The organism is Staphylococcus shinii, from assembly GCF_017583065.1.
GTDB lineage: Bacteria > Bacillota > Bacilli > Staphylococcales > Staphylococcaceae > Staphylococcus > Staphylococcus shinii.
In genome coordinates this window covers 28,394-42,611 of sequence record NZ_JAGEVL010000001.1, presented here as the reverse complement: position 1 = coordinate 42,611, position 14,218 = coordinate 28,394, and the positions used below count along the sequence as shown (strand labels likewise).

General features: G+C 30.7%; 13 protein-coding genes. 5 read left to right on the top strand and 8 right to left on the bottom strand.

All coding sequences use genetic code 11. The annotated features are described in order from the left end of the window. Positions 1–153 precede the first annotated feature (153 nt). The 4 genes from J5E45_RS00215 to hemE form a co-directional block, all read right to left on the bottom strand. Entirely contained in the window at positions 154–711 is a 558-nt protein-coding gene (locus J5E45_RS00215) for an RBBP9/YdeN family alpha/beta hydrolase (RefSeq protein WP_069792550.1), read from the bottom strand. 182 nt (positions 712–893) lie between these two features. Beyond that, a complete protein-coding gene (gene hemY / locus J5E45_RS00210; protein WP_208181440.1) occupies positions 894–2,288 on the bottom strand; it encodes a protoporphyrinogen oxidase in 1,395 nt (464 codons plus the stop codon). Between the two features lie 17 nt (positions 2,289–2,305). Continuing rightward, a complete protein-coding gene (gene hemH / locus J5E45_RS00205; protein ID WP_208181439.1) occupies positions 2,306–3,229 on the bottom strand; it encodes a ferrochelatase in 924 nt (307 codons plus the stop codon). Positions 3,230–3,313: 84 nt separating this feature from the next. Further along, positions 3,314–4,348, bottom strand: a complete 1,035-nt coding sequence (gene hemE / locus J5E45_RS00200; protein WP_101049736.1) for a uroporphyrinogen decarboxylase — start codon at positions 4,346–4,348, stop codon at positions 3,314–3,316. A gap of 262 nt (positions 4,349–4,610) precedes the next feature. Between hemE and J5E45_RS00195 the strand changes: the two genes are divergently transcribed. Next, positions 4,611–5,114 (top strand): antibiotic biosynthesis monooxygenase, encoded by a 504-nt coding sequence (locus tag J5E45_RS00195; protein ID WP_039066987.1) that lies wholly within the window; start codon positions 4,611–4,613, stop codon positions 5,112–5,114. 79 nt (positions 5,115–5,193) lie between these two features. On the opposite strand, the gene ecsB is transcribed toward J5E45_RS00195, so the two are convergent. Both ecsB and ecsA read right to left on the bottom strand, forming a co-directional pair. Further along, positions 5,194–6,417, bottom strand: coding sequence for an ABC transporter permease EcsB (gene ecsB, locus J5E45_RS00190; RefSeq protein WP_208181437.1), 1,224 nt, complete (start codon positions 6,415–6,417; stop codon positions 5,194–5,196). Next, on the bottom strand, positions 6,414–7,151 hold the full coding sequence (gene ecsA, locus J5E45_RS00185; protein WP_039066983.1) for an ABC transporter ATP-binding protein EcsA: 738 nt from the start codon (positions 7,149–7,151) through the stop codon (positions 6,414–6,416). Before ecsA ends, ecsB begins: the two co-directional genes overlap by 4 nt. 128 nt (positions 7,152–7,279) lie before the next feature. On the opposite strand from ecsA, the gene J5E45_RS00180 reads away from it, so the two are divergent. From J5E45_RS00180 to prsA, 4 genes are all read left to right on the top strand, one after another. Then, positions 7,280–7,705 (top strand): HIT family protein, encoded by a 426-nt coding sequence (locus J5E45_RS00180; protein ID WP_208181436.1) that lies wholly within the window; start codon positions 7,280–7,282, stop codon positions 7,703–7,705. A gap of 79 nt (positions 7,706–7,784) precedes the next feature. Beyond that, entirely contained in the window at positions 7,785–8,156 is a 372-nt protein-coding gene (locus J5E45_RS00175; protein ID WP_039066981.1) for a YtxH domain-containing protein, read from the top strand. Between the two features lie 244 nt (positions 8,157–8,400). Further along, on the top strand, positions 8,401–8,964 hold the full coding sequence (locus J5E45_RS00170; protein ID WP_039066979.1) for a DUF3267 domain-containing protein: 564 nt from the start codon (positions 8,401–8,403) through the stop codon (positions 8,962–8,964). A 284-nt stretch (positions 8,965–9,248) separates the two neighbouring features. Further along, entirely contained in the window at positions 9,249–10,241 is a 993-nt protein-coding gene (prsA, locus tag J5E45_RS00165) for a peptidylprolyl isomerase PrsA (protein WP_039066977.1), read from the top strand. Between the two features lie 102 nt (positions 10,242–10,343). Here prsA and yhaM read toward each other — a convergent pair whose 3' ends face one another. Continuing rightward, a complete protein-coding gene (yhaM, locus tag J5E45_RS00160; protein WP_039066975.1) occupies positions 10,344–11,285 on the bottom strand; it encodes a 3'-5' exoribonuclease YhaM in 942 nt (313 codons plus the stop codon). Further along, a complete protein-coding gene (locus J5E45_RS00155; RefSeq protein WP_208181434.1) occupies positions 11,285–14,218 on the bottom strand; it encodes an AAA family ATPase in 2,934 nt (977 codons plus the stop codon). The genes yhaM and J5E45_RS00155 overlap by 1 nt, the downstream gene beginning before the upstream one ends.

Sequence of the window (14,218 nt, the reverse complement as noted above, 5' to 3'; positions counted from 1 at the left end):
ATATTATTTTAATTTTAGTTCCTTTTTTATATAAATAATTAGCCTCTCCGGAAATTTATTTATAGTTTTAAGACATTGTTCCAATAAAAAAGCATCATAAAAATTCAATAGTTAAAGATTTGCCGTTTAAATAACTTTAATTAAGATTATTATTTATTGACTCATAATACCCAGCATTTTACTTTGCAATCTTGTAAATGTTGTAAATCCATCATCTTCCATAAAATGCCCTCCATATTCAGTCACTTTACATTTGCCTCCTAATTTATCCATTAGTCTTTTAGTTTCTTCATATGATACATGTTTATCATCCTTAGCACATAAGCCATAAAATGCTTCCACTTTTCTTTTAACTTGCTTATAATCAATTTGAAATTTTTCTGTAAGAGCTAATTCATTTGATACTTGAGCATCTTCCATAAATCCTGAAATACTAAACAAACCTTCTATGTAATTTACATGCATTTCTTCAATATATTTTAATGATGCTAAAGTACCAAAGCCATGCGTAACAAAATAAGTTTCATATTTATTAATTTGGATTTGTTGTTTCATTTCACTTACCCATTTTTCGATTTTGCTATCTTTTTCATATGGTAAATTAAATAATTTTACATTATAGCCTTCTAATGTAAGGTTATTTGCTAGCCAATCATACCAATGATTCGATGCGTCTCCATATTTTGAATGTACTATTACGATATCAGTCATAAATATCCCCCCCACTTTATGTGAATCACATTAGCTATCTAATATGCTAATTTTGCAACTGTTTCATTATCTCATAGATTCATATGAATTATAAACAATTCAATATCCATAATAAAAAAACCGTATCATCTATATAACTATTCGATAAGTAGAAGATACGGTTAATTGCTTTTATTTAATTATTATAATTCTGCTAATAACTCTTCTACAGCATTTTTACCTTGTTGAATACAATCAGGTAAACCTACCGCTTCGAATGAGGCACCTGTAATACGTAGTTTTGGGTAATTTTGTTTAATATGTGTTTGTATTGATCTAATTTTATTGATATGACCAACATGATACTGTGGCATACTTTTAGGTAGTCTATTTACAATACTAAAGTCTGGAGCGCCTTTAAATGTCATCATCTGGCTTAAATCTTTTTTAACAATATTAACTAATTCTTCATCTGTATGTTCATCTACAACTGTGTCATCTGGTTTACCTACATAAGCACGTATAAGCACTTTTCCTTCTGGAGTCGTAAATGGCCATTTTTTACTCGTCCATGTACAAGCTGTTATATCAGTTTCACTTGTCCGCGCGATTACAAACCCCGTACCATCATACGTGTTTTCAATATTTTTTTCGTCAAAGGCCAATACCACTGTTGCTACTGTGGTACAGTCCATAGAGTTAAAATAATCAAATGCAGGGTCATTACCAAACCATTGCATAAATGTTTGATGTGGCGTAGTCACTAGCACACTATCGAATGTGTCTTTGTTATCTCCACTGATAATTTCATAATTGGTTTGTGAAGTAATAATATCTTTAATTGGCGTTTGGTATTTTATTTCAACACCTTTGTTGACAATATATTTAGTCAAATATTCTATAAATGAACTAAGCCCGTGTTTAAATTGTTTAAATTGACCTTTAGGCGCACCTGGGTATAATTGACGTTGTTTTTGGCGTTGTAATTTTTCATGTCTCATACCTTTAATCAAACTACCAAATTGTTCTTCTCTATGCTTAAACTCTGGAAAAGTACTCATTAAACTTAAATCATCAATATTTGTACCATAAATGCCACCCATTAAGGGCTCTATTAGATTTTCTAATATCTCATCGCCCAAACGTTCTCGGAAAAATGCGCCAACTGAAATATCTTCGTTCATTTCTGTAGGCTTTTTAAATAAATCTAATCCAGCACGTAGTTTCCCTTGGGGAGAGATTAACTTTGTCTTTAAAAATGGTTTTATATCAGTTGGTACGCCTAATATAGACCCACCAGGGATTGGGAATAATTTATTCTTTGCATATATATAAGACTGTCCAGTTTGATTGGTAATCAAATCATTTTCTAAACCAATATCTTGAGCAATATCAGTCATAATTTGTTTACGTCCTAAATAAGATTCTGGACCTAATTCAATAGTATAGCCATCTTTTCTATAAGTTTGAATTTTCCCACCAGTTCTATTAGATGATTCAAAAATAGTTACATCTACGTCAGGGCGTAGTTTTTTTATAAAATAAGCACTAGATAATCCTGTAATACCAGCACCAATTATTGCGATACTTTTACCCAAATTAATTCACGCTTCCTTTAATAAACATTTTTAACTTCATCAACGATTGCACCGATAAACAATGGGTCTGTATTAGGCATTTTAGGTCGGTAATAATTTACACCTAGTTCATCACAAACCACTTTACATTCATAATCGTTATCAAATAATACTTCCAAATGTTCACAAACAAACCCTACTGGTGTATATATGAAATGCTTGTATCCATAAGTTTCATATAAAGATTTAGTTAAATCTTGGACATCTGGTCCTAACCATGGCGTACCTGTATTACCTTCAGATTGCCATCCCTCTGCCACATGAATAATATCAGATTGTTCCTCTAATAATTGTGCAGTATGATGCAATTCATTCGGATAAGGATCATTATTTTTCTCAATCAATCCTTTAGGTAAGCTATGAGCCGAAACTACTAACACAGTTTCATCGTGCTCTTCACGAGGGATTTTTGTTAGTGTTTCATTAATTTTTTCAGTCCAGTATTGTATAAATTTAGGCTGTTGATAATAATGTGCTACATGTTTAAATTGTATACCGTATTTATCTGCTTCTTGTTGGGCACGTGTATTATATGATCCCACTGAAAAACTTGAATAATGTGGCGCTAATACAACCGTAACTGCTTCATCTATGCCATCTTCATGCATTGATTGTACAGCATCTTCTATAAATGGTGAGATGTGTTTCAAGCCTATATAAAGTTTAAATTGCACCTCGTCATATGCTTCATTGAGTGCGTCACGTAGAGCTTCAGCTTGTCTATTTGTTGTGCCTGCTAAAGGAGACAGTCCTCCTATAAATTGGTATCTATCTTTTAAATCTTGTAATTCTGCATCAGACGGTTGTTTACCATGTCTAATATCAGTGTAATAAGGTTCTATATCACTCTCTTTATATGGTGTACCGTAAGCCATTACTAATAAGCCTATCGTTTTTGTCATTTTAAAATCATCCTTTGTATAAAAAATTTTAGATGTATATGACATAAGAATTTGTAAGTCTTGATAGCCAAAGTTTATGTCGTACTATCTTTGTGTATATTCATGTACAAACGTAGTAACTCGTTTTAAGGTTTCAGGTTTAACTTGTGGAAAAACGCCGTGACCTAAATTGAAAATATGCTTCCCGTGTGTCATACCTTGATCTAGAATCACTTTTAATCTTTCTTCTATAGCATCCCAAGGTGCTAATAATAGAGATGGGTCTAAATTACCTTGTAACGTTTTGTTAATATTCATTGCATTTGCCTCTTTAATTGATAAACGCCAATCTAAACCTAGAACATCGATTGGTAAAGAATTCCATTCATCAGCTAAATGGCTCGCACCAACTCCAAACAAAATAACTGGCACATTATATTTTGCTTTTATACCACTTATCAACTTATTCATAGCTGGTTTTATATAATAACGATAATCTTGAATGTTTAACGCGCCAACCCACGAGTCAAATACTTGTATGATTTGGGCTCCCGCTTCTACTTGAGCAGCAGTATAAGTGATAGACATGTCAACGAGATGGTCCATTAATGCAAACCATGTAGCTTCATCACTATACATCATCGCCTTTGTAAAATTATAATTTTTTGAAGGGCCTCCTTCAATCATATAACTTGCTAAAGTAAATGGCGCACCAGTAAAACCTATTAAAGGAACGTTTAATTTTTCTTCAGTTAATAATTTTATTGTGTCTAAAACATATGGTACATCTCTTTTGGGATCTATAGCACCTAGTTTTTCAACATCTTGAATATTTTTAATCGGATTATGAATAACTGGCCCAATACCCGATTGTATTTCAACATCTACACCAATAGGTTGTAATGGTGTCATAATATCTTTATAAAGCACTGCTGCATCTGTATTATAATTATCTACAGGTAAGTGTGTTACATATGCACACAATTCTGGTTGGTGCGTAATTTCAAATAATGAATACTTTTCTTTTAACTTTCTATATTCAGGTTGTGACCTTCCCGCTTGTCGCATAAACCATACTGGCGTGTGCGACACAGCTTCGCCATTAATCATATTTAGGATTGTATTATTTTTATTATGCACCTTGTAATCCTCCTACATTGTAATCATTCTTATCTATAATACCATACTGTATTATTGTTCGTATTTCATTGTGCTTAAATGTCATAAAAAAGACAAACTGTTCGCTTTTCACGATTTAATCATTTGACTATTGTTTTATAATAGAAATCAATTATAATGTTATCAAAGCTTATTTTATATCTATTTGAAAACTTAGATATATCTATAGTAAGGTATAGTAGTTAACTATACTTTCATAAACAAAGCAAGGGGGAAAATCTTTATGAAAATTTTTGCATCTTATGGGACGTTTGGTTATTTAAATCAAATTAGATTAAACAATCCCGACCATAAATTATTACAATTTTCTGCATCTGATTCTTCAGTGATTCTAGAAGAAACAGCTGAAAAATCAGTATTAAAACAACCTTTAATTTATAATATCCTTGAGTCTGAGGGAGAATTAAACGAAAACCACTTTTATTCTGTAATCTTTATACCAACATCAGAAGATCATGCTTATCAACTAGAAAAAAGATTAGAGAATTTAACTACTGATTTCAGACAATTTGCAGGGTATAGAAGCTACCGTTTCTTAAAACCTGAGCATGGATTAACTTACAAGATTTACTTTGGCTTTGAAAGTAGAACGGATTATGAAGACTTTAAAGCTTCATCTGTTTTCAAAGATAATTTTGATAAACTTGCGCTTAGTCAATTCTTTGGTTCAAGTGGTCAACATTCAAGTTATTTCGAAAGATATCTGTTCCCAATCGACGATAATTAATTTTTTCGTAAAGATTATATCAAAATAAAGTGGTCGTTGCTCATTTCATTTAATGATTCATTGAGTAACGACCACTTTTTTAATCTCTTAATAACGATTCTTGGTATTTGAGTTTTTTGATAACATTTCTAATTGTTAGCCATCCTACCAAAAAGAATAATAAACCATAATAGCTGTACACTGGAAATGTAATTGCATAAACAACCACAAACAATACGCCTACAATAAACATAAGCCTATATAAAAATTGTTCATAGCCTTTTATTACTTTAGTATCTGAACTTGGCCAAACTTGCGGCCACAAGCCATAAGCTTGCTGTGTATAAAACTGAGCCATTTGTAATAAAATGATATACATAAAAAGACCACCTATGATTAGCGTAACTAATGGTTGATGTAACCAAAACATTAAAATCATCGCTAATACAACTAATCTTAATATGATGTTAAATGCATCCTTACCTCTTGCAAAACTTCTAATAAATAAGTAGAGATACATATAGTTTTCATTAAACTTCTTATTTTTTGGCGTAATTAATAATGGGTCAAGATAACTCCTACGTACTGCCGTTTCCTTTAAGTGCTTAACATCGGTAAACATATTTACAAATTTATAATAATTCATATGATGTTGTTGTTCTGACTTAATCATTCTTTCCCATGGGAATAATTGATTTTTATTTTGGTATTTAAGTAAAATGATTAAGCCGATTAATACTAAAATTGAAGTTAAACTAGAAAAATGTTTTGCTTCTAGCGCAACATAGTATCCCGAAGTATAAACGATAAACAATACAAGATGGAGCGACCAACTTTCTAACTTATACTTATACCATTGCCATTTCACTAATAACCCTAAGTAAGGCATAACTAGCATTAATACAGCAAAAAGTATATAAAATTCAAATGATTGGTTATTTATTACGAAAAACAACGGAAATAACACGATTAAAATTAAAATCTGAAGTCCTATACGCGAAAAATAACTATAGACTAATGATTGTGACATGTATAATTCCATATTCTTTTCAAATGGTAATAAAAACAATCGGTCTGCATCTTTCAGTAAAGTTCTTAGTGGAAACATTGAAGTAATTGCCACAATAACACTTGCTATCAAGGCGTAATTAATATGTTGCGGTATAGACTTCAACCAATCCCCATATCCTAATATAAATGCTCCTAACAAAATTACAAGGAATACTGAAAAATGACCGTTGAAGATGAATTTATTGTAATATTGCTTTTCTTTACTGATTTCCTTTTTTCTAGTAAAAAATAATTGTTTAGCATCCTGTGTCATGAATTATTGCCACCTTGTGTCACATGGATGTATATCTCATCTAGTGTTTTACCTTCTAAGCCGGTCTGTTTCCGAAGTTCTTCCAAATTACCGAAAGCAACGATTTCTCCTTCATCCATGATTAAAAATCGATCACAATATCTCTCTGCAGTTGCTAAAATGTGCGTACTCATTAAAACCGTGCGATTTTCATTCTTTTTCTCAACCATTAAATCTAACATCGATTGAATTCCCAAAGGGTCTAAACCTAAAAATGGTTCATCAATAATGTATAACTCTGGTTCTACTATAAAAGCACAGATAATCATTACTTTTTGTTTCATACCTTTAGAAAAATGACTCGGGAATATATTTAACTCATCTTCTAACCTAAATGTTTTTAATAATGGACGTGCTCTTTCCATTGCCTTTTCTCTACTAATATTGTAAGCCATAGCCGTCATATAAATATGTTCTTGTAACGTTAATTCTTCATATATAACTGGAGATTCAGGAATATATGATAGTTTCCTTCTATAAGTTTCTACATCTTTGTTGATGTTAATATCTGAAATAGTTAGACTACCTTCCATTGGTGTAAGTAATCCTAGCATATGTTTAATTGTTGTACTCTTTCCTGCACCGTTTAACCCAATAAGACCAACAATTTCTCCTTGATTGAGTTCAAAATTTATATTCTTAATTACAGGTCGTTTACCATATCCGCCTGTTAAATGTTCTACTTTTACTGTCATATGGCACCTCCACAAATTATATTGTATCAAAAATAAAGCTTTAGGTATAAATTTATTGCGAAAACTGACGTGAATAATATAGTAATGCTATAATAGGCAGTAACAATCTTACAAGGAGTGAAGCTTTTATGTCAGAAACAGTCTTCAGTAAAATTATTGATGGTGAAATTCCAAGTTATAAAGTATATGAAGATGAATACGTATACGCATTCTTAGACATTTCACAAGTTACAAAAGGTCATACATTATTAATACCAAAAAAAGCATCTGCAAATATTTTTGAAACTGATAGTGAGACTATGACACATATCGGAGTTGCTTTACCAAAGGTAGCAAATGCTATAAAATCAGCTTTTAACCCTGATGGATTAAATATTATACAAAATAATGGCGAATTTGCCGATCAATCTGTTTTCCATCTTCATTTCCATTTATTACCAAGATACGAAAACGATGTGGATGGGTTTGGTTATAAATGGGAAACACATGCTGAAAGTATAGACGATGAACAAAAGGCAAAAATCGCACAAGAGATAGTTGCTCACTTCGATTAAAAATGCTTACCTTATAACATATGGGGTATATAAAAATTATTAACCGTTGAGATACTATTTAGAAATGAGGAGAATTTTTATGAAAACAGCTCAAATATTGTTAGGTCTAGGTGCCGGAGTTGCAACTGGCCTAGGTGTAGCGTTGATGAATCGCGATAAAAAAGATTCTAATGAATATGTTGAACATGCTAAGAAACCAGTCGGCGCTGAGTCTGAGTTTGATAGAGAAATCACTACAATTAAACAAAGTATAAACGACATCACTAACTATATTGCTCAAATAAAGTCTGAAGGTACAGAATTTGGTAGTTCAATCGGTGATGAAGTTAAAACGATGATTGGTGATTTCAAATCAGATATCGATCCTAATATCGATAAACTACAATCTCATATAGAAAACCTTCAAAACCGTGGAGAAGAAATTACTAAAGCATTCGAAAAAGATAATTAAATTAAAAATTACGCGGTTTAAAGACTGTTATTAACATTTTGAACTGTGGCTCGCCTTATATTTATGTGAGCTACAGTTCTTTTTTACATTCAATATTTACTTATCCAGACTTAGAGCTTGGTGTAAAGCTAAAAATTAAGGATAAATACTTTCATCAAATTTATCTTGACGTTTTTTTTATTTAGATAGATAATACGAAAGTATATAGCATGCGAATTATAATATAAAGGAGTATGACCGAACTATGTATCTTTGTACACGGCAAATAGATATTAATGCACGTTTTGGTTTACCTAGGATTGCATTCCTCAGTTTAGTCACAACTATCATTACATTTCTCATTGCATATGAAATTTTATACTTCTTTTCAAATACTAAACTAACAGATAAATATTTTTTAGTTTTCTTGTTGCTTGTATTAGTATTATACCCTATTCATAAAGCAATCCATTTATTATTCTTGTTTCCGTACTATAAGTCGTTTAAAAAATATAAATTATTAAAACAAAGAAACATCCCTTTTTATAATACGTACGTTAACACACCTATAAACAAATATTATTTTTGCTTTGATTTAATGACGCCTGTTATTTTAATCACTTCTATTTGTGCTTATTTAAGCACTTTATTTCCGCAATACGGACATTACTTAATGTTTCTTATTGCCTTAAATATGGGGTATTCAGTGATGGACTTTTTATATTTAAAGATTATTTTATTTTCAAACGAAGGCACTTATATTGAAGAACATCAAACAGGTATTAATATATTAAACAAAGTGAAATTAAAACGCGAACACCATATATAAATATTATTTTTCTAACTTATTGTATTTAAAGTAATATGCATGTTTTGGTTTCATTACTGTTACTATAATAACTCGTTAATTCAAAATGGAGTTACAACATTTTTACAACTTAAATTATTTTTTGTCTAATGGGACAACTTAATCTGATTTTTATAATTTGATTTTGTTGCCCTATTTTTTTAAATAAACTAATACTATAGTCTTAGAAATTACGTTTCTAATTGGTGATTACCCAATAATATGTTATATTTACGTTGTTATTCTTACAAAAGGAGTTTCCAACCATGAAAACATTGAAAAAAGTTATAGTTCCTGTTACAGCAAGTGCACTATTGTTGGGTGCGTGTGGTAACAGTGCAACAGATTCAAAAGAAGATACGATTATTTCTTCAAAAGCTGGTGACGTTAAAGTAGAAGATGTTATGAATAAGATTGGCGATGAACAAATTGCTAACAGTTCATTCTCTATTTTATTAAATAAACTACTAGCTGATAAATATAAAGATGAAGTAAATACTAAAGATATTGATAAAGAAGTTGAAAAAGAGCAAAAGCAATATGGTGGCAAAGACCAATTTGAAAGCATGTTAAAACAACAAAAAATGTCTCTAAGTGATTACAAAGAACAAAAAAAATTACAAGCTTATCAAAAAGAATTGCTTAATGACAAAGTAGATATCTCAGATAAAGAAATTAAAGAAGATACTAAAAAAGGCTCTCATATCTTAATTAAAGTTAAAGAAAACAAAGATGATAAAGAAGGTTTATCAGATAAAGACGCTAAAGCTAAAGCAGAAAAAATCCAAAAACAAGTTGAAAAAGATCCAGATAAATTTGGCGAAATCGCTAAAAAAGAATCTATGGATAAATCTTCAGCTAAGAAAGATGGAAGCTTAGGTTATGTTATCAAGGGTCAAATGGAAGATAAATTTGAAAAAGCCCTTTTCAAACTTAAAGAAGGCGACATTTCTGACGTAGTCAAAACTGATTATGGTTATCATATCATTAAAGCAGATAAACAAGATGATTTTGATAAAGAAAAAGGCAAACTTAAATCACAATTAATTCAATCTAAAGTTCAAAAAGAACCTAAATTATTAACAGATGCGTATAAAGAGCTATTGGATGAATATAAAGTAGATTACAAAGATAGAGATATCAAAAAAGCAATTGAAGACTCTATATTAGACCCTGAGAAAATTAAACAACAACAACAGCAGCAGCAACAACAACAAATGATGCAGCAAAGTGGCGCTGGCATGTCTACAGGACAATAATAATTATAAAAAAGAGGTTAGGAAAATTCCTAACCTCTTTTTATATACTGTAAAGAAATGTAATTTAAATTCCACTCTAATATTTTCAAATAGCTTTAACTATTAATCTAAAGATGTCGGGTTGTAAAATTGTCGGCCATCTAACCCAAAGATACGTTCCGTAAATTGTCCTTTATTTGTTTTCTTAAATGCTTTTTCAAACATATTCATTTTCGCATCTATATTATCAATAAAGAACAGTATTTCAGCCTCTTTCATGTGTGGTAATTTAGGTGACCCAAACTCCATCTTACCATGATGTGCTAAAATCATATGACGTAATAATAATACCTCTTCACCATCAACGTTTAATTCTCTAGCAGCTTCAGCTACTTCATCGCTTGCAATCGAAATATGTCCTAATAAGTTTCCTTCAACTGTATAAGATGTAGCTACTGGACCACTTAATTCTCTTACTTTACCTAAATCATGTAAAATAATGGCACTGTATAATAAACTACGATTCAATAATGGATAAATATCGCATATTGATTTAGCTACTTGCAACATTGTTAATACATGGTAACTTAAACCACTTGAGAAGTTGTGGTGATGCGTACTTGCAGCTGGAAATGTAAAGAATGCTTCTTGATGTTTACGTATTAAATGACGTGTAATACGCTGTAATGTCGCATTTTCAATTTCTAACATATAATGTGAAATCTCTTCTTGAATTTCTTCAGGCGTCATAGGTGCGCCATCTACAAAATCTTGTGTATTCATATTATCTTCTGGTGTAGCCAATTTTATTTTATTAATTTTCATTTGTTTACGGCCACGATAATTTATAATATCTCCTGTAACATGTACAATCTTTTCAGGCTCTAATACTTTCATGTCTTCTTTACTTACAGTCCAAAGTTTCGCTTCAATATCTCCACTTTTGTCTTGTAGGTGAAGTGTCATATAATCTTTACCTTGAGCAGTTACACCTTGTGTAGCTTTATGAATCAAGAAAAAGTGATTCACTGAATCTCCAGGATTTAAATTTTCAACATTTCTCATTATTTACCGCCTTCCTCGATTTTATTTAATGTAATGATTTGTTTTGAAGGCACGCTCGTATCTTTCACACATGTAAAATACAAAATTTGATAATTACTTGGCATTTGTCTTAAATAATTCATCATAATGTCTTTTCTATATTTATCAAAATGCACAAAAGCGTCATCAATAATAATTGGAAATGGATAATATGGTTTCAGAGTTTGGATTAAACTCAACCGTAATGCAATATATAAAATTTCTTTCGTAGACTGACTTAACTCTACAGGCTCATACATCTGTCCATTTGCTTGTTTTACCATTAAATCGTCATTAGCATATGTGACTTGCACATAATGACCATTTGTTAAATGTGAAAAGATATTTGTTGCTTCGTTTATCACTTGTGGCAAACGTTTATCTTTAATTTGCTTAATATGCCCTTCTACTAAAGCTTGTAGATAACTAAGGCTAGCCCAGTCTTTAGCTTCGTCATTTACTTTGTTTTTAAGTATATGGAATCTATGTCTTAAATCAGCTAAAGTTTTATCTGTTTCCATATCTGTAATTTTAGCATTTAAATCACTTACTTGTGACTGTAATTCTAAATATTGGTCATTATAGTCATCAACTTGACGAGCGAGCACTTCATCTTCGTTTGTTAATTGCGCAGCAGTTTTCTCACTCAATCTAGAACTAGAATCATAATTGTAATTTTGATTTTCTAGGTATTTTGATAAATCATTAAAACGTGCCATCTGTTGATGATAATTTTGGTGTTGAACATGATGTTGGTAATAAGCCTCTTCATCATTGACGTTAACAAAATTAAACAATTGCGAAATTACATTATTATTTTCGTTTAACCTATTATGGAGTTGTGAAACCTCACTTTCAATCAATTTGATTTGTTCATTGTTTCTATTCCATTTATCTAAATTATTTGTTTCTTCTTTTAACCATTGTCTTATATCGTGGAATAATGACAGTTCATTAAAATATGAAAATTGATTTTTTGTAATTTCTTGCGCATGAGCGTAAAATTCATCTAATTGTTGTTGTAATTCATGTACTTTTTTATGAAGTTCAGTAATATGACCATCATGTTCTTTAATTTTATTTATTGTATTAATGCTGTCGATAATTAATTCATCTGAGATTTTATTTGATAAGAACAAATCTGATTTAATATCATTGATATTGTTCTGCGCAGTTTGGTAATATTGCTTGGCTTGCTCTAATGTGTCTTCTAAGTAAGCTGCTTTCTTATCAATTGCATCTTTTGTTTTAATGGCAGATTGATATTGTTCGCGCACCCTATATTGATCGTCCAAATCAAAATCAAGGTCATAATTGTTTTCTAAGTGATTGACTTGATGTTCCAAATCATCAATCTCTTTTGAAAATGTTTCACTATGTCCAATTTCTTTTGTTTTTACAAAAAATATACCTATGACAAATACAAGAGATAAAATAGCAAATACAATACCGAAAATAATATTTGCAGATACAAATGAGAATATCGTTAACCCAATCCCTATTACCGCTAGTATCATTAGGCTCATTCGTAATAAATTTTGTTTTTTCTCATTTTCACGTTGTTCAGTATCAAACGCTTCTTTCATCTTTTGATAAAGATTATTTTTTTCTTGTAATTCAAATACTCTTTTATTATATTGTTTTTTCTTCTCAAAATTTTCTTCTGGCACAATATCCGCTTCTAATGACTCTATTTCAGCATGGTTTGTGTCTTTATCAATTTTATTTTCTTCAATATTACGTTCAAGTTGTTGTATATAAGCAGTTTGTTCTTGCTTAATTTTAATTTGATTACTTACATGACTTTTCATCGCTTCAGAATCGTCTACTTGATGATGAACACTTTGCCAACCAATATTAGAACTTAATCCTGATTTTTCACGCGTTTTGTCTTGAATTTCTTTTTCTACAGCTTTTAGTTCATATTCTTTTTGTTTAATTTCGTTTTCTTGTTGATGTAAATGATTAAATGCATCTAAATCACTCTGTTTTGGTACATTTACTTTTTCATTTTCTGCTTTAAGATGAGCTAAACGCTCTTCACGTAAACCAATGTCACGTTTTAAATTTTGTGTTTGTATTTTTGCTGATTCATAACGATCAATACCTTGTTCTGGAAACACAATTGGTTCAATATTTAATTGAGCTTCTAGTTCTTTCCATTCTTGAGTCTGTTCATGTAATGCAATCTCCTTTTGTTTCTGTTCATGCATTTTTGATAGTTGTGTTAAGTTTTGCTTTAAATTACTCAATCTACGTTCAGCTTTATCTTTGTCATCAACTAATCTTTTATATGAAGTTAATTTCGATTCTTCTTCTCGAATTTGCCCCTCAAGCTCTTTCAACTGTTCTAATTGTTGATTTATAATTGGATTACGTCCGTTTTTTTTATATAACATTTCTTTTTTGTCGCTTAATATTTCGCGCATACTTGTAAATTCTGTTGAACCTAAAGCCCCTGCTTGTAACAGGTAATTTTGTAACTGAGTTTCATCCATTTTTTTATGAATATCCTGAAGCCCAAGTACATCAAATGAAAAGATACCTTGATATGTACGCTTAGAAATAAAGTTTAGTTCTTTATTCAACCAAGTTTCATCTTTAATAGTTCCGTTAGGTAAGTATACTTTTACGTCACCTGTTGCACTACCTTTAACACGTTCAACCTCTACTAACGATCCATCATCTTGAATTAAAGTTAATTTACCACCGTACTGGTTTCCTAATCGAGGCTCTAGGCGTGGTTCATTTTCTTTCTTAGTTGGGAAGCCAAAAAGTATGGAATGAATAAATGCTTGGATTGTTGATTTACCAGATTCATTTTCCCCATAAATTTCAGTAAATGATTCATCAAATTCAATCTTTCTTTGTATAAATTTACCATATCCGTAAATCTCTAATGATTTAATTTTCAT